Below are 20,906 nucleotides of genomic sequence, written 5' to 3'. Positions count from 1 at the left end.
ATAAGTGAAAGGAGAGTGTGATGTTGTTAAGTCAATACAAAAACAACCGTCTTCCCTTTATTGTCCTTTGCCTGATAACCCTCGGGTTTTATGGCCTCTGGGCATACGGATTACGGGCTATCCATGTGGCACCGGAAGACTGGAGTGTCTGGCGTGCTGCCCTCATTGCCGGCGGCATATATCTGGGTCTGATTTATGTCAGCGAGATTGAATTTTCGGTCATCAATACGCTCGGCATGATGGCTGCGCTCTGGGGCGTGATGGTCATCTTATTTGTGGCATGTGCCTTTGTTGTCTGGGAATTACCGCATCCCGGCCCATTGCTGTTTAACGATATTTTGCTGACGCACGTCGGCATCTCAATTGTCAGTGCCGTATGGGGCCGTCTGTTTCAATTCGTGAGGTATTAACTCAACGCATTAAAGGGAGGTCCCTGTGCTAATCAGTAAAAACAACCGTTTCCCTTTTTTAGTCCTTACGCTGGCATTTGTCGTTTATTTTGGCTGCTGGGCTTATATCAACCATCACACTGCGTACCAATGCTGGATATTGTGGAAGTTAACTTTGCTCATCGGTTGCATTTATCTCGCTGGAGTTTTTCTTTTCTCCACAAACGAAGATTTCTACATCTCCACCATTCTGACTAACCTCATGGTGTGTCTGGCTTTGTGCCTGATTTTTTTTATCGCCTGGAGTGTCGCCGGCGGGCACCTGCCTGAAATAGATGCTGATGATGCCCAGTTTATATTTTTGTTTGGTCCTTACGCTGCCGGCGTGGGCTTCACTCAGGCACTGGTTGAAGCCTTGCATAACGCGTAACGAAATGAACGCGATTACAGCGAGATTAGCCATTAGCACTAAGAATTATGGAGATACCCATGTTTATCAGTAAAAACAACCGTTTCCCTTTTTTAGTCCTTACGGGGGCATTTGTCGTTTATTTTGGCTGCTGGGCTTATATCAACCAGCACACTGCTCACGCCAGCTGGATGACGTGGCGGATTATCCTGCTCATAGGCTGCATTTTCCTGGGCTGGATTGTCGTTACCGACGGAAATGATGAGGACGGCTTCATGGACATCCTTATGTCTATCTGGGTCACCTTTGTTATGAACCTGATTGTGTTTACCGTCTGGAGCATCGCCGTCTGGCATCTTCCCCAGCTGGACGCTGACGATATCAAATTTCTCTTTGTGCTCGATGCTGTCTTTGTGGGGTTTGTCAGAGAGATAATTATCTAGATTCAATGAGCAAACGGAGTCTCAGTATGACGCATAACGAACTGAACGCGATTGCGGTGAAATGGTGCAAACGGCCTGCAAGCGGTAACGGGCCGGGTTGCCAGGTGGCGTTAACAGAAGTGGGCGGGCTGTACGGCGGAGAACGGGCTGATGTGTTCGCCTACCGGTGGGGATTCGACGGCGGTTCTGTGGTGGTGGAGTCGAAGGTCAGCCGGTCTGACTTTCTGGCTGATCGGGAAAAACCGCACCGCTGCGGCATCACGCCGGGCATGGGGACTTACCGTTATTACATCTGTCCGGAAGGCTTAATCGATATCGATGATTTACCGCCGCGATGGGGGCTGCTGTGGGTGAATAAACGTGGCCACGTCAGACTGAAAGCGGGGCACATTTGCGGTTACATTGCCTGCGGTTACTCCGGCCACGCTTTCGCGCCGTTCTGGCAGCATCCGGCAGACCTGCGCTTTGAAGTGGAGGTACTGGCGTATGCGCTGGCGAAATTTGCTGACCCGGAGGGGGCGAAACAGACCGTTCGTCAGGCGGTAAGAGAAAAGTCCAGGCTGGCCAGCGAGGTGAATGGCCTGCGTGAAGCATCAAAACGGGCAGAAACGGAAAGGTATGCACTTCGCCACCAGCTGCGCCGTTACCAGGAAACATTTGGTGAACTCGATACGCCGGCACCGCTGACGACCCGCTAATTCCGCAATCCGTCGCGCATTTCCCATTCAACAGCAGGCCGGTAAGTCTGGCCATTTACGGACAACATTCCCACCCCTCACGACTTTTTCTTTCACTAAAGGCGGCCTCGCCGCATCCGGAGTAAACACCATGTTCAAAGTTCTTCCTGCCGTGCTGCTGTGCGGCATGCTGACCGGCTGCGCCGGTATGAATTCCGATTTCGACTGCAACAAAACGGCCACCGACCAGTGCCTGTCTATGTCGGATGCCAGTCATCTCGCCGCCAAAGGCAAAAGCCTGGACGACCTGACGGCGGCGGCGCAGACCACCCCAAAGCCTGCCGCTGAGCCGCTGGCTCGCACGACGAATATCAAACCCAACGTGTCACCAGATCGTCCCATCAGCGTCGCCGGTCTGGCCCCGAGACCGATAGCCGGCCAGCCGGTTTCGTCAAACGGCTCCCTGCTTCGGACTTCAACTCTGCCGGTGACCGGCAGTCTGACGACCTCCCGCTCAGCGACGTCGGACGGGCCAGGGCAGGTGGATGCCCGCCGCATTCCCGACGCCACGCAGCGGCTGTGGATCGCCCCCTGGGTCGATGAGCAGGACAGCTTCCATCAGCCCGCCGTGGTCGAGTTTGTGAAGAACAAATCCCGCTGGGACGGTGATTTTCGTGTGATCAGCGAAGGGGAGTGAGGCCAATGAAACGACCGTCAATGTCTGAATTGATCCACGCGCAACCGGTGCCCGCGTCATCCGTGCGTTGCCTGCATTACCGGCCGGCAGCATTGGATGTGCTTTCACTGCCTTCACTGCCCCGATACACATCGGGGAACGTGATGTGTATCGGGCTGACGGGAAGCCGAAAAACATTCTTCGCGCACGCTATTTTGGACAGCATTCCGCCTGACCAGTCACCGGTGATTATTTACGACGAATACTGGCAACACACTGAAAAATGGAGGGTATCATGATAAAAATTTGGTTAGACCAGACACCCAGGCCATCCGTGCGTGGCCTGCATTGCCGGCCAGCAGCAACGTGCATGCGTTTTCTGTCGCGTGACGCTTTCTCGCCGGAAAACATCCTCCGTATCGGGCTGACGGGAAGCGGCAAAATATTCGCCCCACAGGCCACCCCGGACAGCATGCCGCCTGGCCCGCCACCGGGTATCTGCGTCGACTACTGGGATAAATCATGCGATGCGGATCCCCTTCTTTATCGTTACCTGCAACAGACTGATAAACGGGGGCACCATGAGTGATTCCTGGTTAGACCAGATAGCCAATATCTTTGCCAGCAGCAAAGACGAAGGCGGGGCAAAGTCAGCGGCTGATTTGCTGCAGCAAAGCCTGAGCTACCCCTCCATCACCGGCCTGCTGCCTTACCGTATGTTTGATGAAAAAACCGAGCTGTTCATCAACAGCCGCTCTGTCGGTTTCATCATGGAAGTGGCCCCGCTGGCCGGGGCAAATCAGCAGGTGGTGCAGGCGCTCGATGACCTGCTGCGTAAAAAAATGCCCCGTAAAACGCCGATCACCGTACTGATGGTGGCCAGTAAGTGCGTCGGTGAGATGCTCGACAATGGCCTGAGCAAGGACATGTGGAAAGGCAACATGGCGGCACCGCTTAACGCCATCACCAAAGCCTACTGGGAGCGGGCGGCCCTGAAGGGACTCAGCAATGCGCGGGAATACCCGCTGTACCTGCGTAACTACCGCGTGTTCCTGGTTTATGCGCGCTCCGGGCGGGGCGGTATCAGGGCAATGGATGAGGTTTCGCAGCTGCGCGAGACGCTGCGTGTGTCACTGATGGCCGCCCATATGGAGACGCGCCGCGTCGGTGCGAATGAGTTCCTGTCGGTCATGCGTGAACAGCTTAACTACCGGCCGGGGCAGGTTACGCGCAGCCCCGATCACTGGAACCCGGATCAGGAACTGCACCGCCAGTGCGTCGACCACAGTACCGAAATGGAAGTGCGTCCGGGGTATCTGCGCCTGACCACGGCACGCCAGCCCGAAGACCGCATCCTCGGTGACAGCCGCGATACGGCCGTGGCCAGCACCCGTATCGTCAATATGCAGCTGGTTAAACAGCCACAGCGCTTCGCGCTCTGGCAGGCGTCAGACAACCTGCAGAACATGCGTTTCCCCGATCTGGGTATCCCCTGTCCGTTCATCCTCAGCTGGACGGTGTCGGTGGAAGACCAGGTACAAAGCCAGAATGCGGCCTTCCGCAAGGAGCAGGATTTAGGGAAGAAAGCCGGCACCTCCTACGCCAAGCTGTTCCCCGGCACCCAGCGGGCCTATGAGGAGTGGCGTGACCTGCGAGGGGGGCTGGCCAGTAATGAGATTTCCATGTGCAGTTTCTCGCTGAACCTGACCCTGTTCACGCCCGATGACGCCAGCGAACAGCAGGCCTGCGAGCTGGCGGCCATCAACGTGTTCCGCAAAAACGACCTGGAAATCTCCGCGCCGCGCTTCCAGCAGCTGCGTAACTGGGTCAGTTCCTTCCCGTTTGTGATGCAGGAAGGACTGTGGGAGGACATGGTGATGATGGGGGCCACCCTGCGTTGTAAAAGCTTTAACGCCGTCAACCTGATGCCGGTGGTGGCCGAGCGGCAGATGTCGCCGGTGGGCAGCCCGCTGCCGACCTACCGTAACGCGCTGGCCTTTTTCGACATGTTCAGTGAAAGCAACGGCAGCACAAACTACAACATTGCGGTGACCGGGACCACCGGCGCGGGCAAAAGCTTCTTTATCCAGGAAATCCTGCGGCAGGTGCTGAACTCAAACGGCTTCGCGTGGGTTATCGACATGGGGGCGAGCTACAAGAACTTCTGCCGACAGGCCGGCGGGAAATACCTGGACGGGGCCACGCTGCGCTTTAATCCGTTTGCGAACGTGGTGGATATCAAAGAGTCGGCAGAGGGGATCACCGGTCTGCTCACCGTACTGGCCAGCCCCAATGAACCGCTGGATAAGGTCAGCGAAACCATCCTGCTCAAAGGCGTGGTGGCGGCCTGGGAAGCCAAAGCCAACCAAGCCCGTATTGATGACGTGGTGGCGTACATGATTTCGCAAGAAGTCACGACCATTTACGACTCCCAGCCGACCATCCGCGACCGCATCAACGAGCTGGTTCTGCTGCTGGACCGCTGGTGTACCTGGGGGGCGAACGGCGAGTACTTCAACTCCGACAACCCGACGCTCGACAGCAACACCCGTTTTGCCGTGCTGGAGCTGCTGAGCCTGGAAAACCAGCCACACCTGCTGTCGGCCATCCTGTACTCGCTCATTCTGGCGATACAGGAAAAAATGTACCACTCGCCGCGTGACCTGAAGAAGGTGGCTATTATCGACGAAGCCTGGCGGCTGTTCAGCGGCTCCAACCCGCACGCCGCCCGCTTTATCGAAACCGGTTACCGGACGGTGCGCCGCCACCGGGGTGCCTTCATTACCATCACCCAGGGCATTAAGGACTTTACCGGCACCAAAGATCAGGCTGCACCGCCGGCGGCGGCGGCGGCCTGGGACTGCAGCGGCACCAAGGTGACACTGCTGCAGGATGCCAAAGCCTTCAAAACCTACCTCAACGCCAACCCCGACCAGTTCAGCGAACAGGAAACGCAGGTTATTCGCGGCTTCCAGCCGGCGAAAGATACCGGCTTCAGTTCGGTCATGATTTCGACCGGGGAAAACAGTTCCTTCCACCGCGTGTTCGTCGACCCGGTGACGCGGGCGATGTTCAGCACGCGCGGGCAGGACTTCCAGTACATGAGTGACGCACAGGCGGCGGGCGCGACCAGTGAAGAGGCGGCGTACCTGCTGGCCAGTGAGCCTGACATGTACCAGGACGAGATGCGGGAACTGGAGATTTGGGCGGGATTGCGTGGGGATAACACCGAGGAGATAAGCGCGTGAGTGATGCCGATTTTGATGCCCCGGCCGTCAGGCAGGGCATAACGCCGGTCAGCAGGGCCGGTTTTTTCAGGAAAAAATCTGTCCGCGTCTTGGCGGCGGGGCTGTTGCTGGTGGCCGTGTGCGCCGGCGTCAGTGCGCTGGTGGCCCAGCAGCTTCAGCGCCGGACGGTGGTGTTTAACATGAAGGGCACCATTGATCTGTTTATGCAGCAGTCTGCCCGGCGACAGCTTAACGAGGAGAGCGCGCGGGCCATGACCCTGCGCTTTGACCAGGCACTTAACGCCAGTCTCGACGCCTGGCAGCAGGAGCATGATGACCTGATCCTGGTGCCGCCGGCAGTGGTGAGGCCGGCGCTGGATATCACACCGCAAATTCAGGCGGATATTGCCCGCCGCATGCAGGAGACCCCATGACAACACGGCTGGCTGTCTGCCTGCTGGCAGGGTTATTCAGCCTGTCAGCGGGGGCGAAAGATCTCGGCACTATCGGACATCTGTTCCCGATAGCCGAGCCTGACCTGCTGGGCTTTATCGGCCAGCGGCTGCAGGAGATGAAAAACAGCGGGGAGATGGATCGCCTGCAGCGTGAAGCCGAGGCGCGGGTGAAAGCCCACGCCGTTCGCCCCGATCCGGTGGCGGGCCTGACGCCGGCGAAGACCGACCGTACGCTGCACTATGACCCGACCTTTACCGTACGGGAAACGGTCCGGGACATGCAGGGCAACGTGATCGCCCGCGCCGGTGACAAGGTGAACCCGCTGGATAAGGTGCCGTTTAGCGAAACCCTCTACTTCATTGACGGTGACAACCCGGCGCAGATGACGTGGGTTAAACAGCAGCTGCGCGGTCAGGCCAATTTCAAAGTCATTCTGGTGAACGGCAATATCCGGGACAGCAGCAACGCGCTGGATGAGCCGGTGTACTTCGACCAGTACGGCACCCTGACAACAAAATTTGGCTTCGAGCATACCCCGGTACGTATCAGCCGCGACGACCGGACGCTCAAGGTTGAGGAGGTGGCACTGAAATGAATCGTTGCGTTAAAGACAACCCTGAGACGGATAACATCAAACGCTTTGCCACGACGGTACGCATCGGCGAGGTCGATAAAAACGGTCTGCGGGCCATGACGGAAGAGCACCCGCTTTACACCGAGTCAGTAGTTATCCGGGCGGCGTTACAGACGCTGCTGGCCCTGAGCGTCGAGCTTCGCACTGCCCTCATCCTGGCGTCCCTGAATGAGCACGATATCCGCACGGTACTCCTGCGTCACGGGCATCTGGCTAACAAGAGGAATGTCTGATGGAAAGCCTGAAATATATTTTTCTTTGGGTGAATATCCGACCCCAGGAGGGCGAATGCGAAAACTCCTGCTCTGCCTCACGTTAATCTGGACGGCCATGTTGTGCACGCCCGCACAGGCCGTCAGTGCGAATGCCGGTGACGGGCGCTGGGTGAACCCCATCAGTGACGTCTGCTGGCGATGCCTGTTTCCCATGTCGCTGGGCAGTATCCAGCTGGCCTCCGGGGGGCATCCTGATACACCCAACCCCGCATCCCCCATCCAGCTCTGCCCTGTGGGGATTTTATACCGTCTGGGACTGGCGATCGGCTTTTGGGAACCGATGGCCCTGACCGACGTCACCCGTGAACCTGGCGTGATGGTGAACATGGGCGGGTTTAAAATTGACCTCGGCCGCACCGGCACCGGCACGGGTGGGCAAAGTGACAAGCCCTCGCCGGGCGCGTTCTATCACGTTCACTGGTACAAATACCCGCTGATTTTCTGGCTCAATATCATCACCAGCGTCGGCTGCATGCAGACCGGTGACATGGACATTGCCTACCTCTCCGAGGTGGACCCGCTGTGGAATGACAGTACCCTGTCGATGATCATCAACCCGGAAGTGAGCCTGTTCTCCAATCTGCTGGCTCAGGGCGCCTGCGCCGCCGACTCAGTGGCCTCCACCGCCGGTGTACCGCTCGACGCGCTGTTCTGGTGTGCGGGCGCACAGGGGTCGATGTACCCCTTCACCGGTTATACCAGCAACGAATACTCTCCGCTCGAGGCGTCGGTTTTAGTCAGCGAACGGATGGCGTTCAAGCTGCACCGGGAGGGGCTGGTGATGGAGACGGTCGGGGCGGATACCGCCGTGTGTTTTGAATATCCGTCCCCGATCATCCCGAAATCCCGCTGGCGTTACCAGATGGTGAACATGTACCCCGAACCCAGCGACTGCCACCCGTTTGGCACCACCACCCAGCTGTGGGGGTCGATACACAACGCCCCGACCTCCAAGAAGAACTTCGGCTACCTCATGTGGCGAAAGCGTAACTGCGTGTTCCTGTAAGGACAATCCATGAACAGACTCCTGATAACGGCGCTGACCCTCAGCGCCGCGCTGCTCTGTGCGCAATCCGTGCAGGCGGCGGAGCAACCCACCGTGTCCGCCGGCGACCGGGCGTACATGAAGCAAAAACAAACGGAACTCGAGCAGTTCCAGGCGCAGCTGAAGGGGATGAACATCACCCTGCCAGCGGCACAGCAAAATAAGGTTTCACAGCTGCAAAACGACATTGCTGCCTCGCAGGCTGACCAGAACAGCGCTGACAGGCCCACGCCGCTGGCGGTGTACTTCGTGAGCCTGGGCATTCCCGAAGAGGGCCTGCTGCCGATGCTCGCCGATGCCCGCCGGTTTGGCATCCCGGCCACGCTGCGCGGCCTGCTGGATAACGACTTTCGCAAAACCGCCTCCGTGATGTTTGAGCTGTCCAAAAAGGACAAAGAAGCCGGCGTGCAGATTGACCCGACGCTTTACCAGCAGTTCGGGATCAAGGCGGTACCGGCGCTGGTGGTGACCTGCAGCGGAAAATTTGACGTGCTTTACGGCAGCCTGCCCATCCGGCAGGCGCTGGAAGAAGTCCGGCAGCGCGGCGACTGTGCCGGCACGGCGGCGAAACTGCTACAGACGGGGGAGGGTAAAAAATGAAGCGTCTGCTTTTGTCACTGTTATTGCTGTGCATGCAGGGGGCGCAGGCCGATGCGGTCAGCGATGCCTACAGCGCGGGGTCCAGTTACGGGAAAGCCAACAGCAGCCAGGGCACGTCGGGCATGAAGAGTACCTCGCCGTCCGATGTGATCCCCGGCTATACGGCAAACCCGTCACAAAGTGGTTATTACGGCGGGGTGCAGGGGGGGGACGGGGGGATCAGTGACAAAGGGCAGACCGAACTCGGCCAGAACGCCGCCGGACAGGCCATCATCAGTGCCGGGACCACCAATCCGGCGGTGACCATTGACCCCAGCGCGCCGTTTATTACCGCCGGTAAGGATGCGGAAAGTACGTCGGATGCCGTCGTCAGCGGCACCTATGACCAGTGTACCGATACGACGGTGAGCAAAAGCACCTTCCAGAATTACACCTGTGACCGGGACACGAATTACACCGGTACCTGCATCCGTATCGCCACAGCGGGCGGGCATTTTGTCACCCAGTCGACGTTACAAACGATCACCGTCGACCCCACTTCGTGGGTGTACACCGTGGCGAATGGCGGCGTACTGGCACAGTTTTCCCTCCCCGGAGGGGCGACGCTGGTGAGTGCCACCCTCAGCCTCCATTCCAAAAATGCGCCGACGTATTTAAGTCATATGCAGTTGTGGGGGAACGACATCGCCACGAAAAACGAAAACGGGGACTATACCCAAAGCTTTTCGATTAACGCCGCCGGCGTCGTTATCCCGGATTCGGGCATCGTGACCGCACCGATCACCGCGAAGTCCGGGCTGAATATTGTCCTGGATTACTTTCAGGGAGGATTCTTAGCCTGGAATTTAACGGTGCAGATACAGGCCACCCAGCAGGTCTGGGTGCCCGAAATCACCTGGGCTGCCCCCAACTGCAATGTGGATCCGGCCACCAGCCAGTTAACCAGTACCACCTGCACCCTGGCCGGCGGTAACCGGACCACGATCATCAACGGACAGACCCAGACGATTTACAGCGATTGCTGGCAGTACACGGATACGTATCAGGTGAATGCCGCGACAAACGGGACCTGCAGCTCCCTGATGAGCAACGCCAGCTGCACGGCCTCGTCCACGTCCTGCACGGAAACCACCAACGGTGTCTGCTCGCACGTTTCGCAAACCTACCAGTGCCAGCAGGTCTACACCTCCACGGGAAAACTGTGCGGTGGCAATTATCTGTGCATGTCCGGCGACTGCAACGACACGACCGGGGCCGGTGACAGCGGGTTTGATACCGCCGTGGCGAAACTCGCCGGGCTGGCGTCCGCCGGTGCCGATGTGACGAACGATCAAATCAACATCAAAGCGTTCACCGGACAGGCCATGTCCTGCCGCAAGGCGATGGCCGGATTCTCCAACTGCTGTGTGGATTCCGGGTGGGGGAACAGTGCGGGGCTGGCCAACTGCAACAGCGATGAGATGGCCATCGGCAAAGCCAAGGCGAAAAAGGTGGTCGTCAGCGTCGGCGAAGCCTGCAATACCGCCGTGCTGGGCGTGTGCATCCAGAAAAAACAGGTGTACTGCGTGTTCGGCGGCAAGCTGGCCCGCATCATCCAGGAGCAGGGGCGCCGTGACCAGCTGGGTGTCAGCTTTGGCAGCGGTGACTCGCCGAACTGCCGGGGCATCACCGTGCCGGAGCTGCAGGACATTAACTTTGACCTGATTAACTTTGCGGACTTCTACACCGACCTGATGACCAACCAGAAAATCCCGGACTCGTCCGTGATGGTGCAGCAGGTGAAAGACCGCATCGCCGCGCAGGTTAACGCACAAACCGGAGGGAAATGATGAAAAAACTCTGGCTTGCCTGCCTGCTCAGCCTGGCATTACCGGTGCTTGCTGATGAGACGGCGGCACCGGCTGATGCGGTTATCACGCCGGCTGACCCGTTCACCGGCTGGCACTGGTACAACGAACCGAAGAAACCGGCGCAATTGCCATCCCCAAAGCCCGCCGCGCCTCCACCGGCACCGGATTTCAACAAACTGTCACCGTCAGAACAGGCGGACGTCCTCAAAGGGTACACGCGGGAAGCGCTGGCCCGGGCCATCCTCAGCCCCACCAGCGAAAACACGGCCACCTTCCTGCGCTGGCAGAAGTTCTGGACAGACCACGCTTCGATGTTCAGTCAGTCGTTTGCTGTGGCTCAGCTGGATCACCCTGACCTGGATTACAACCTCGAGCACCCGCACTACAACAGCACCGCACCGTTGCAGCAGGCCAGCGATCAGGCCAAACAGACGCAGGCCATCAGCGACCTGTCGGCGCAGTACGGGATGTTTTACTTCTATCGCGGCAGTGACCCCATCGATGCACAGATGGCCGGCGTAGTGGCGGACTTTGCCCGCACGCGGCATATCTCCCTTATTCCGGTCAGCGTGGACGGTCAGGTTTCCCCGCAGGTGCCGGACAGCCGGCAGGACGAAGGGCAAAGCGCCCGGATGGGCATCAGCCATTTTCCGGCGCTGTTTCTGGTTAACCCGGCATCCCGCGACTTCCGACCGCTGGCTTACGGGTTTATGACGCAGGATGACCTGGCGAAGCGCTTTCTGAACGTGGCCACCGGCTTTAAACCCAACTTCTAAATGAGGTGATGCAATGCGTGAAATTTCTGAACGAGGCGATATGAACAAGTCCATTCACAAACGTTTTATTCGGGCATGGGAACTGCGTTTTCGGGACATCTGCAACTCAAATACCTCCCAATACTGGCGTAAGCGTGACATCAAAGGATTTCTGAGAAACACCGCCATTATCTCGGCTGACGGCCTGCTTTATGAACTGGCCGAGGATTTGGCTAAACAGGCCTTCCCCGGTGACAGTCAGGGCTGGACGCCAGAATTTGGGCGATGGTTTAGTCAGGCCACCATCAGAGAGAAATTCCTAAAGCTGGCCGCCATGCAGGCTAACGCAGTCAGTGACGATGACATTACTGACGCGATTGAAACCGAAATTAGCTATTGGGACGCGGCATGACTGATCACTGACAGCCTGCCTAAGCGTTGCCGTTCCACCGTCCTGTTTTCTTCTCTTCCTGTGTGCTTAACAAAGGATTTCCTATGCAATATTCAGCGCTCAAAACGGGTGCCGGAGCCTGCTGGACGACGTTCAGGTTACTGGTCGATATTCTCGTCATCGGGCCGGTCTTCATTTTTTCACTCTTTCTCTTTTTCAGCGCGTGGCCCTCTCCGGGGACGTTTCTGGTCAGTCAGGCTGAAATGCTGGTGAGGGGGACGGCACCGGAAAAGGTGTGGGATTGTCCGCCCCTCCCGGAGGCACTGTCGGTGAACCCACGGGCAATACCGCAGCCGGTTAAGCCGCAGTCACCGTACTTATGCCTGCCCGAACAGGTCAGCCGCGACACCTATATCGCCGGCTTCAATCATAGCCTTCTGACGTTCTACGGGCTGGTTACCCTGATTTACGCAACCTTTTATGTCACCGCCGGTATCGCGTTCCGGGGATGGTGGCGCCCGCCTGTCGCGACACGGGGCATTACCGTACGCGCTGAGAATAAGGAGCCAAACCATGAATAACCTGCCGGCTGTCGCCGTGTTATTTCTGCTCGGCATTATCGCCAACTGCCTGAGTGAGCTGCTGGCCTACTCGCCGGCGCTGACCCAGCGGGTGCTGGTCTTTTCGACGTTCGCCAGTCTTATCCTGGCTCTGGTCGTACTCATCGCGTCTGAAATCGCCGCACACCGTAAGACACGCCGGTTGCACAAACCGAACCGGGAGGCGAAACCATGACACTCCGTCAGCTTTTGCCCGTCTTTTGCCTGATGCTGCCGCTGGCCGGGCACGCGAGCGTCGCCGACCAGATTGCGGCGCTGGAAAAATCGAAGACACAGGCGAACTGGGCACCGGCATTGCCCGACCTGGGATTGCCGCAAACGCGCATTCCCGCCGCCCGGACGCCGCATATGATGACGCTGACCGACGGGCGCGAAGTCAACCTGAACAACTATGCCGTGGTGGTGTTTATGCAGCGCGGCTGTCAGTACAGCGCGAAGTTCGATCCGAAGCTTAAGCAGTGGTCTGATGAGGTGGGCCTGAAAGTCTACCCCTACACGCTCGACGGTTACGGCGACACTGCTTTTCCGGTGGCACTCATTCCCCGCAAGCGGGGCGCGAATGAACCGCTCGCCGGTGAAATCATGACGTTTTTTGGCAATGGCCTGCCCATCGCTACGCCCACGACTTTTCTGGTCAACGTCGCCGCACTCCGGCCGGACGATACCATCGCGGCCTATCCGCTCTATCAGGGCGATACCGATATGGCGACCTTTAGCCAGCGCGTGGCCCTGATGATCGAGGCTGATATTGATCACCTGCCTTCCGATACGCTGGGGCCGGTTCCCACCAGTCAGGGTGTCACGCAGCAGTAATGCCAGTCGGATAAAACCGCATCCTCCAAAAAGCCAGCCCGGACAAGGGCACGGTGTACTTTTTTTAATGTCCCTCCACAACTTACCCCGGCTGACCTGGCCTGGCGGCCTACTGCCGTAAGGTCGCGCTATTCCGGATGTGCAGGGAACCATCAGTGAGAACCGCTATGACGCTTATCAACAGGAAATACAAAAGCGTGTCCGATCACACGTTTTTGGAAAAGGTGGCCGGCGTCTTCATGCTGCTTGCCCTGGTCTTTTTTATCGCTGCCCTTTTGTTGGCGTACTGCTTAAACATCTGGTTTGACCGAATTATGCACATTCCGGCGATGTATCAGTATCAGCTGCCATTTTCCCTCGTTCTGCATCTTCCCGCCTGGGTGTGTTTGATGTTGGCGGATGGGTTCGGCGCGGGGAGTCTGGTGGCAATAGTGCTGGTCGCAATCGAAAAACCCAGAAGACCGGTATGGATACGCAGCACTGACCGGAAAACCGAATCAACCCGCAAGCGTTCACGACAGGTGGGCTTTGTGCGAAGGAAAGATTTATGAAAATCAGAAAAATAGTGACAGGCACGCTGGCCGCCCTGTGTTTTTGCGCGCCGGCATTCGCCGATGTGCAGGGCGACCTGAACGGTTATTTCGGTAGCCTCGGCTACGACGGCAATGTCTCAAAAGCCCAGGCGTGGCAGGGACAGTCAGCCGGTTACTTCACCGGCGGTTCGGTGTACCTGCGTAATCCGGTTAAACAGGTGCAACTTATCTCAATGCAGGTGCCTTCCCTGAATTCAGGGTGCGGCGGCATCGATGCGTACCTGGGGGCGTTCTCTTATATCAATGGCGACGAAATCCAACGTTTTGCCAAGCAGATCATGAGCAACGCGGCAGGCTATGCTTTCGATCTTGCCCTGCAGACGATGGTACCGGAGCTGAAACAGGCGAAAGACTTCCTGCAGAAACTCGCCTCTGACGTCAACTCGGCCAACATGAGTTCCTGCCAGGCAGCGCAGGGGATCATCGGCGGCCTCTGGCCCGTCTCACAGCTCTCCAACCAGAAAATCTGTCAGGACATTGCCGGTGACGACAATATCTTTTCCGACTGGGCTTCGTCACGACAGGGATGCACGGTCGGGGGGCAGGGGGACAGCGTCACGGGCCGGGCAACCGATAATCAAAAAGACCAGGTGCTGAAGAACAAAAACCTCATCTGGGATGCGCTCGGCCGCAACCATCTTTTTGACGGCAACCGGCAATTGAAAGAGCTGGTGATGAGCATCGTCGGCTCCATCATCTTCAACAGCGCCGGGCAGGTCACCATTTTGACGCCAATGGTCGATAACCGCGACGTGATCACCGTACTGATGCGGGGCGGAACCGCGAAAGTGTATGGCTGCGATGAACCCGACCTGTGTTTAGGCCCGACCGTCACCAATGTCACCATCAGCAGCGATAACGCGCTGGTGACGATGGTGCAGAACATCATGATTTCCATGAACCAGAAGCTGACCGATGACACCGGATTATCCGACCGGGAAAAGGGATTTCTTAACACGACGTCGGTTCCCGTCCTGAAATACCTTACCAACTCGCAAAGCATGGGGCAAAGCCCGACCTACCTGATCCAGGTGGCGGATTACATTGCACAGGATTTGATGATCCAATACCTGCAGGAGCTGGTGAAGCAGGCCAGCCAGTCACTGGCAGGTAAAAACTTCCCGGAGCAGGCCGCAGCGGAACTGCGGCAGAACGTGGCGCAGGCGCAGACGCTCCTCGCCAACATGAAACTGCAGTCAGCGGCCGATCAGAATGCGCTGGATGGCATCGACCGTAACATGCAGTACCTCCAGCAGCAGGTGTCGACCGTCGTGTCGACGTCCTATCAGAGCAACTACCGGTGGGGGAATAACAATGACTGAAGTCTACACAATCTTCGGTGGCGATATGTGGCGGCAGGTTTTCAACGGCGTCGTCACGATACTGGGTACCGATACGTTTGATACCCTGCTGCGGCTGGCCAGCACGTTCGGCGTGCTGGGAGTGATGTTATCGTTTATTAAATCGCAGGATCTGCGCGTATTCATCCACTGGCTGGCGGTATTCATGCTCATCACGTCCGTGCTGTTGGTGCCAAAACGCTCAGTGCAAATCATTGATATCACAGACTCCGCTGCGGTGTACGAAGTGGACAACGTCCCGCTGGGGCTGGCGATGATTGCGGGGCTGACCACCGGCGCCGGCTTCGGAGTAGCACAACTGTATGACTACACCCTGGCACGCCCGGATTCGCTGACTTATACCAAGAGCGGCATGTTATTCGGTTCCCAGGTCATCGCGCAGTCTTCGAATTTTCATACGCAAAATCCGCAGCTTGCGCAGATGCTGACGGACTATGTTGAAAACTGCGTGATTGGCGACATCCTGCTTAACGGGAAATACAGCATTAACCAGCTGCTGAACAGCACCGACCCGCTGACGCTTATCACCAGCAACCCCAGCCCGCTGCGGGGGATTTACCAGACGGTCAGCGGCACCCGGCAATTTGTGACCTGTTTGCAGGCCGCATCGACAATCAAAACGCTGATGGGCAGTGACATTTCGATCGGCGGTGTCAGCTGGCACGATATGGCGACGCGGGTATTTGGCAGTAAGGTCAATGCCGACGCGTTACTGAGTACGGCGATGGACGAAAGCTACGGATTCTTCTACGCCGGCGGCCTCAGCGCCTCCCAGATTATGCGTAACAACGTGACCAATGCGGCTATCCGCGACGGCTGGAAAGGGTTTGCCGCCCGCTCATCGGATACGGCCAACCTGCTCAACTTGGCGACGGAGTCCAGCATGACCAAACAGCGGCTGAGCTGGGCGACAGGCGGCGCGATTGCGTCGCAAACGTTGCCGATGTTCCAGTCACTGATGATGCTGATTCTGATCGGCCTGTTTCCGCTGGTGATGGTGCTGGCCCTCACCAACCACGCCATTTTTGGCCTGAACACGCTGAAGCTCTACGTCGGCGGGTTCCTGTATTTCCAGATGTGGCCCATCATGTACGCCATCCTTAATTCTCTGGCCAATTTTTACCTGCAGTCGAAAACCGGGACCACGGCACTGGTACTGGCTAACCAGGACCGCATTGCGCTGCAGCATTCTGATGTGGCCAATATCGCCGGTTACCTCAGCATGTCGATACCGATACTGTCGTTTTTCCTGACAAAAGGGGCCGCCTCCGTGGTTTCGCAAGTGGTGGGCGGGGTCATGAGTTCGGCGGCGTTCTCCGCCAGCGGGCAGGCATCCACGACGGCTGACGGGAACTGGTCGTTTAACAACATGTCGATGGATAACGTCAATGCCAACAAATTTGACACCAACCTGTCGCAGCGCTTAGGTCAGCAGGCGTATCAGCTGGAAAATGGCGGGATGCGTACGCAGACGGCTGATGGCCATAACGTCTATGACACCACGCAGGCCATTTCAAACCTGCCGGTCAGTATGCGGCTCAGTTCGCTGGCAAGCAGCGGTTTCCAGGAGCAATCACGGCAGGCCCGGCAGGATGCGCAAACGGCGCTAGATGGGTATAACCACAGTCTTACAAGCGGGTTCCAGCAACTGAACCAGATGACCCATCAGAGCGGTAACAGTGCTTCTATGACGCAGGCAAGTGAAAGCGCACAGGCCACTAATGCGACACGGGGGGCAAGCATGATGATGTCAGCGGCTGAAAGCTATGGTAAAGCCCATAACATTTCTACGCAGGAGGCTTACAACCATCTGATGGATATCACCAATCAGGGTTCCGGTGGTGCCGGTGCCTCGGCTAACGTGAAGTTTGATTCCGGCGATCAGATTGCCGGGAAACTGGGCTCATGGGCAACGGGCCTCAGTGGCGGCGCAGAGACGCATATCAATACGGACTGGCGGCACACCTCGGGCAGCGCACACGGCACACAGGATACCAGCTCAGAAGGGAAAGATTTCCGTCATGACGAAAACAGCCAGACGGTCAGGGACTTCCGTCAGGGGATGGATATAGTGACGTCTTCGCGTGTGAGCGAGTCAGGCAATCAGACCGATAACCAGTCTAATTCTCAGGTTGAACAGTATGCCGCGACGCTCAATGATGCGAAAAGCCAGTACCATCAGTACACCGACAGCAGCACAAGAAGTCAGGAGTTCAGCCGGATGGCCACGCTGGCACAAAACGAGAGTGCAAGCCTGGATGCCAACTACAATCAGGAGTTTGTGGACTGGACAACGGCAAAATTTGGCAATAATGCGCAGGGTATCCTGACGAACGTTAACTCAGCCCGTGAAGCGGCGACTGAGTTCATGAAGGAGCGCCTGGAGCCTGAAATTATGCAAAATTACGGTGCAAGAACGGATCAGATCAACACACAACCTCTGACGCCATCAAGGACACTGAGTTACGGGCCGGTCGCGGCGCAATATACTGCGTCCGGTGACCCTATCCCCGTGCCTTATGGAGCCAGTGATGTGGTCGGCAGCCAGCAGAGCGATGTCACCGGCTCCCGTGGTTTGGCGGTAACTGACCCGCAACGGACATTGCCGGTTGAGAGTACGCCGGATGTGTCACCGGGAAGTGTTCCGGGCCAGGCTTACGGGGCATCTCAGGGATCGGGAGCAGGGCGATTCCTGACCGGTGGCGGTGATGTTAACCTGCGTAATCAGGAGAGAAATCTCAATGTGCAGGGTGGTCCACCGTCAGCAGCAATGACGGATAATTATAATGCGGCAACTGAGAAAGTGAGGGCGCATGCGGCGAGTGCAGGTATTCCGGATAACGTGGCGGGGCAGGTTGAAGCACAAAGATCTGCAAATTCAGAAACCCTCAGAGAAAATGGCGGAAAAATAGATGAAAACAAAACCCCTGTTCAGGCATCCAGTGATATATTAAAAGGAGAGCATCAGGGTGCGGTGAGAAGTCAGCAAATTGGCCGCACCGAAGAGGATATTAGGCAAACCAAACCAGGTTTTGATCATGCAGAAACTAAGAACTTTGAGGCAAAACTCAAAGAGCTTCGAGAGCAGCAGAAAAAAGCCTCGTGATATATTTTAAGGAAGAACAGAGATGGGAAACCTAACTGCAGCACAAGTTGAAGCAGATATTGACCTTCTAATAAACGGCTTAGATTCTAATCATCGACAAATTCCCACAGCAACGGAATTGATGAAAAGGAGTGCTGTTATTCCTTTCTTTTCTGTTGTTTTGAGTATTTTGAGTACTGTGATTTTCTACGCTTCTTTTAATGAAGAAGATGCCTCTGTGAACGGATTCATAGATTTCCTTTTTTCAGAAGGCTGGTACTTGCTGGCAATAACTGTAGTTGTAGGATTGCTGGTTTTTTTAATGACATATTATAACCAGCTCACATATATGTCTCTGCCCTTAGACGTGAGAAACAACTCGCTGGTAGTAAGTCATCTTGCAAAAATTGTTCGCAAATCAATCATCACATTCTGTACTTTGATGATTATAAGTAGTTTGCTTTCTGGTTTATCTGCTTGGTTTGCCATAGCAGTGCCTGCCCTGCTGCTATTACTTTTTATTGTTTCTAGCATTTTAGTCTCATCTGAAATCAACCGCTTGGGTGCAGGTTTGGCCCTCGAAAAAATCAGCAAACTGATCAAAAAGATTTAAGTTAAGTCTCCGTACTGCCGATACCCCTTCTGCAACTATAAATGAAGGGGTTTCTCCCCTCAGATTTCATTTCAATAGCTATGATTCGGGGAGCGCCTGCCCCGTACTTTTTTGACAAGGAAACAGTAAATGAAAAACCGCAATTCTCTTGTGGCGGCTGTTGTCGTCTCATGCATGGTACTTTCCGGCTGCAGCGCGATGAGTACCGCCATCAAAAAACGTAATCTTGAGGTCAAAACCCAGATGAGTCAGACCGTCTGGTTAGAGCCTTCCAGTGAAAAAACGGTCTATATTCAGATCCGCAACACCTCTGATAAAGACATGGGTGACCTGCAGTCCCTTCTGGCCCAGGATTTACGGGCAAAAGGCTATAACGTCACTTCCTCCCCGGACTCTGCTTATTACTGGATCCAGGCCAACGTGCTGAAGGCCGAAAAAATGGACCTGCGTCAGGCTCAGGGATTGCTCTCCACCGGGTATGAAGGTGCCGCAGCCGGTGCCGCACTCGGCGCGGGCATCACTGCTTACAACAGCACGTCGGGTGGTGCCATTCTGGGCGTAGGTTTAGCCACCGGGCTGGCCGGTATGGCCGCTGATGCGATGGTGGAAGACACCAACTATACAATGGTGACCGATCTGCAGATCTCCGAACGCAGCAAAGCGACCGTCACGACGGATAACGTGGCGGCATTACGCCAGGGAACCTCCGGGGTGAAAGTGCAGACCAGCAGCGAGGAAGGCAACCGTATGAAATACCAGACGCGTGTGGTATCCAACGCCAACAAGGTTAACCTGAAGTTTGAAGAAGCCAAACCGGTGCTGGAAGCCCAGCTGGCCAAATCCGTTGCCGGGATCATGAACTGACCTGAAGCCAGCCCGCTGTCTTCGTTTTCCCTGATGGCACACGCCCGTGTGCCATGTTCGCTACCTCACTGACATACCGTACCAGGGCGCTGCCGTTTAACGTTACGGTGACCGTGCCCGCTTTCCTTTCGTGATATTCCGCTTCCTCGTCCAGACGCAAAAAACGCATCCGGACTGCGGCGAGCGTTGTCGCTGAACCCCTCAATCTGAAGGATTTCATCATGCAATACCCACGTGCCCGTGGCCTGATGGCCTGGTTTTCCCTGTTTTTCATCTGGAGCGCCTTTGTGCTGTGGTTTCACGGCGTCTCCCTGCTGCAGTTCATTATGCACGACAGTTATCTGTATACGTATTCACTGGCATTACACCCGGACAGCAACACGCTGCTCCCGGATGCATTGCCGGTTGTCCTGCTGATCATGCTGGTATTGGCGGTCGGCGCATTTTTATCATCCGTCACGGTGGCCGCGATACACGCCGTGTTCTTCCTGTTCAGAACGGCGGGCGCACTCATTCAGGCCCAGTACAGTAACCCACCGGCACCCCGTAATCCGACGTCGTTTCACTAAGTTGCCTTCGTTTTCTCACGCAATGCAGTGGGTGGCGTGAGAATGAGGGGGAGAAATCAAATGATTTTGTTTCAGACCCGAAAACGGGTGCTGTTCTGGGGATGGGCAGTCATGCTCTTTGCTGGCGTCAGGCTGGTTCTTTCTGTGCCGCTGCGCAGCCAGTGGGGGCCTCAGCAACTCACCGATGCGTATACGGCGAATCTTTGCAGTCTGGTCGCACTGGTCGGGGTGATATTACCCCTGGTCCCTGAGCGAAAGCGGGTAGCCGCACTGGGCCTGATGCTGTTTATTCGATTTGCTGGCCGATACCTGGTGTTATCCCATCTTCTGGTGGCCCTTCTGACGGCATTTATCGCCGTGAGTTTCAGCCTTTGCTGGAGTACTCCGCTTCAGGGAAGTGGCCTGCTCGTGTTTATCGCCAGCTGCGTTTGGGTATCCCGCCTGACGCTTAAAGATAACAAGACGTCCTCGTCTTCCCGCTGAATTCCATTCCCGTTTCTTTTTCTGACGATCCCTGCGCTGCCCGTCCGGGCGGCTTTTGCCTGTGCGCTTGCCGGAGCT

The 20,906-nt window shown here is 56.6% G+C and carries 27 protein-coding genes; 26 read left to right on the top strand and 1 reads right to left on the bottom strand.

Translation table 11 applies throughout. The annotated features are described in order from the left end of the window. Positions 1-20 precede the first annotated feature (20 nt). From CWS43_RS26190 to traT, 24 genes are all read left to right on the top strand, one after another. Entirely contained in the window at positions 21-410 is a 390-nt protein-coding gene (locus tag CWS43_RS26190) for a hypothetical protein (RefSeq protein WP_101080084.1), read from the top strand. A gap of 25 nt (positions 411-435) precedes the next feature. Further along, on the top strand, positions 436-819 hold the full coding sequence (locus CWS43_RS26185; protein WP_101080083.1) for a hypothetical protein: 384 nt from the start codon (positions 436-438) through the stop codon (positions 817-819). Positions 820-878: 59 nt separating this feature from the next. After that, the gene (locus CWS43_RS26180; RefSeq protein ID WP_101080082.1) at positions 879-1,241 is read left to right on the top strand and encodes a hypothetical protein; all 363 of its coding nucleotides are present in this window, start codon (positions 879-881) and stop codon (positions 1,239-1,241) included. Positions 1,242-1,267: 26 nt separating this feature from the next. Further along, the gene (locus CWS43_RS26175; RefSeq protein WP_101080081.1) at positions 1,268-1,939 is read left to right on the top strand and encodes an adenylosuccinate synthase; all 672 of its coding nucleotides are present in this window, start codon (positions 1,268-1,270) and stop codon (positions 1,937-1,939) included. A gap of 130 nt (positions 1,940-2,069) precedes the next feature. Further along, on the top strand, positions 2,070-2,615 hold the full coding sequence (gene traV, locus CWS43_RS26170; protein WP_101080080.1) for a type IV conjugative transfer system lipoprotein TraV: 546 nt from the start codon (positions 2,070-2,072) through the stop codon (positions 2,613-2,615). A gap of 5 nt (positions 2,616-2,620) precedes the next feature. Further along, positions 2,621-2,893, top strand: coding sequence for a hypothetical protein (locus CWS43_RS26165; RefSeq protein WP_157825442.1), 273 nt, complete (start codon positions 2,621-2,623; stop codon positions 2,891-2,893). Beyond that, a complete protein-coding gene (locus CWS43_RS26160; RefSeq protein WP_157825441.1) occupies positions 2,890-3,183 on the top strand; it encodes a hypothetical protein in 294 nt (97 codons plus the stop codon). Before CWS43_RS26165 ends, CWS43_RS26160 begins: the two co-directional genes overlap by 4 nt. Beyond that, a complete protein-coding gene (gene traC, locus CWS43_RS26155; protein WP_101080077.1) occupies positions 3,176-5,842 on the top strand; it encodes a type IV secretion system protein TraC in 2,667 nt (888 codons plus the stop codon). Before CWS43_RS26160 ends, traC begins: the two co-directional genes overlap by 8 nt. Further along, positions 5,839-6,255, top strand: coding sequence for a type-F conjugative transfer system protein TrbI (trbI, locus tag CWS43_RS26150; RefSeq protein ID WP_101080076.1), 417 nt, complete (start codon positions 5,839-5,841; stop codon positions 6,253-6,255). Before traC ends, trbI begins: the two co-directional genes overlap by 4 nt. Further along, positions 6,252-6,872 (top strand): type-F conjugative transfer system protein TraW, encoded by a 621-nt coding sequence (gene traW, locus CWS43_RS26145; RefSeq protein WP_101080075.1) that lies wholly within the window; start codon positions 6,252-6,254, stop codon positions 6,870-6,872. The genes trbI and traW overlap by 4 nt, the downstream gene beginning before the upstream one ends. Further along, positions 6,869-7,144, top strand: a complete 276-nt coding sequence (locus CWS43_RS26140) for a hypothetical protein (RefSeq protein ID WP_101080074.1) — start codon at positions 6,869-6,871, stop codon at positions 7,142-7,144. The genes traW and CWS43_RS26140 overlap by 4 nt, the downstream gene beginning before the upstream one ends. 55 nt (positions 7,145-7,199) lie before the next feature. Beyond that, the gene (gene traU / locus CWS43_RS26135; RefSeq protein WP_101080073.1) at positions 7,200-8,192 is read left to right on the top strand and encodes a conjugal transfer pilus assembly protein TraU; all 993 of its coding nucleotides are present in this window, start codon (positions 7,200-7,202) and stop codon (positions 8,190-8,192) included. A 9-nt stretch (positions 8,193-8,201) separates the two neighbouring features. Continuing rightward, the gene (gene trbC, locus CWS43_RS26130) at positions 8,202-8,831 is read left to right on the top strand and encodes a type-F conjugative transfer system pilin assembly protein TrbC (RefSeq protein WP_101080072.1); all 630 of its coding nucleotides are present in this window, start codon (positions 8,202-8,204) and stop codon (positions 8,829-8,831) included. Further along, a complete protein-coding gene (traN, locus tag CWS43_RS26125) occupies positions 8,828-10,660 on the top strand; it encodes a type-F conjugative transfer system mating-pair stabilization protein TraN (protein WP_101080071.1) in 1,833 nt (610 codons plus the stop codon). Before trbC ends, traN begins: the two co-directional genes overlap by 4 nt. Beyond that, entirely contained in the window at positions 10,660-11,457 is a 798-nt protein-coding gene (traF, locus tag CWS43_RS26120) for a type-F conjugative transfer system pilin assembly protein TraF (RefSeq protein WP_101080070.1), read from the top strand. The genes traN and traF overlap by 1 nt, the downstream gene beginning before the upstream one ends. A 13-nt stretch (positions 11,458-11,470) precedes the next feature. Further along, complete coding sequence (locus CWS43_RS26115; protein ID WP_101080069.1) at positions 11,471-11,848, top strand: hypothetical protein; 378 nt, start codon at positions 11,471-11,473, stop codon at positions 11,846-11,848. A gap of 83 nt (positions 11,849-11,931) precedes the next feature. Continuing rightward, complete coding sequence (locus tag CWS43_RS26110) at positions 11,932-12,408, top strand: hypothetical protein (protein ID WP_101080068.1); 477 nt, start codon at positions 11,932-11,934, stop codon at positions 12,406-12,408. Then, positions 12,401-12,622, top strand: a complete 222-nt coding sequence (locus CWS43_RS26105) for a hypothetical protein (protein ID WP_101080067.1) — start codon at positions 12,401-12,403, stop codon at positions 12,620-12,622. The genes CWS43_RS26110 and CWS43_RS26105 overlap by 8 nt, the downstream gene beginning before the upstream one ends. Continuing rightward, on the top strand, positions 12,619-13,260 hold the full coding sequence (gene trbB, locus CWS43_RS26100) for an F-type conjugal transfer protein TrbB (protein ID WP_101080066.1): 642 nt from the start codon (positions 12,619-12,621) through the stop codon (positions 13,258-13,260). Before CWS43_RS26105 ends, trbB begins: the two co-directional genes overlap by 4 nt. A gap of 167 nt (positions 13,261-13,427) precedes the next feature. Then, a complete protein-coding gene (locus CWS43_RS26095; protein ID WP_101080065.1) occupies positions 13,428-13,811 on the top strand; it encodes a hypothetical protein in 384 nt (127 codons plus the stop codon). Further along, complete coding sequence (gene traH / locus CWS43_RS26090) at positions 13,808-15,175, top strand: conjugal transfer pilus assembly protein TraH (RefSeq protein WP_101080064.1); 1,368 nt, start codon at positions 13,808-13,810, stop codon at positions 15,173-15,175. Before CWS43_RS26095 ends, traH begins: the two co-directional genes overlap by 4 nt. Next, positions 15,168-18,320 carry a conjugal transfer mating-pair stabilization protein TraG gene (gene traG / locus CWS43_RS26085; RefSeq protein ID WP_101080063.1) on the top strand — a complete coding sequence of 1,051 codons (3,153 nt, stop codon included), beginning with the start codon at positions 15,168-15,170 and terminating at the stop codon, positions 18,318-18,320. The genes traH and traG overlap by 8 nt, the downstream gene beginning before the upstream one ends. A 22-nt stretch (positions 18,321-18,342) precedes the next feature. Further along, positions 18,343-18,912, top strand: coding sequence for a hypothetical protein (locus tag CWS43_RS26080; protein ID WP_101080062.1), 570 nt, complete (start codon positions 18,343-18,345; stop codon positions 18,910-18,912). A 129-nt stretch (positions 18,913-19,041) separates the two neighbouring features. Further along, positions 19,042-19,776 carry a complement resistance protein TraT gene (traT, locus tag CWS43_RS26075; RefSeq protein ID WP_101080061.1) on the top strand — a complete coding sequence of 245 codons (735 nt, stop codon included), beginning with the start codon at positions 19,042-19,044 and terminating at the stop codon, positions 19,774-19,776. On the opposite strand, the gene CWS43_RS26070 is transcribed toward traT, so the two are convergent. Continuing rightward, on the bottom strand, positions 19,766-19,999 hold the full coding sequence (locus tag CWS43_RS26070) for a hypothetical protein (protein WP_157825440.1): 234 nt from the start codon (positions 19,997-19,999) through the stop codon (positions 19,766-19,768). The two genes, traT and CWS43_RS26070, sit on opposite strands and share 11 nt — an antisense overlap. On the opposite strand from CWS43_RS26070, the gene CWS43_RS26065 reads away from it, so the two are divergent. After that, positions 19,998-20,345, top strand: coding sequence for a hypothetical protein (locus CWS43_RS26065; protein ID WP_101080059.1), 348 nt, complete (start codon positions 19,998-20,000; stop codon positions 20,343-20,345). The two genes, CWS43_RS26070 and CWS43_RS26065, sit on opposite strands and share 2 nt — an antisense overlap. Before the next feature lie 60 nt (positions 20,346-20,405). Beyond that, complete coding sequence (locus CWS43_RS26060) at positions 20,406-20,828, top strand: hypothetical protein (protein ID WP_101080058.1); 423 nt, start codon at positions 20,406-20,408, stop codon at positions 20,826-20,828. Positions 20,829-20,906: the final 78 nt, after the last annotated feature.

Source organism: Rahnella sp. AA, assembly GCF_002834385.1.
In the GTDB taxonomy this organism is placed as follows: domain Bacteria; phylum Pseudomonadota; class Gammaproteobacteria; order Enterobacterales; family Enterobacteriaceae; genus Rahnella.
This window is presented reverse-complemented; position numbering and strand designations above follow the sequence as displayed.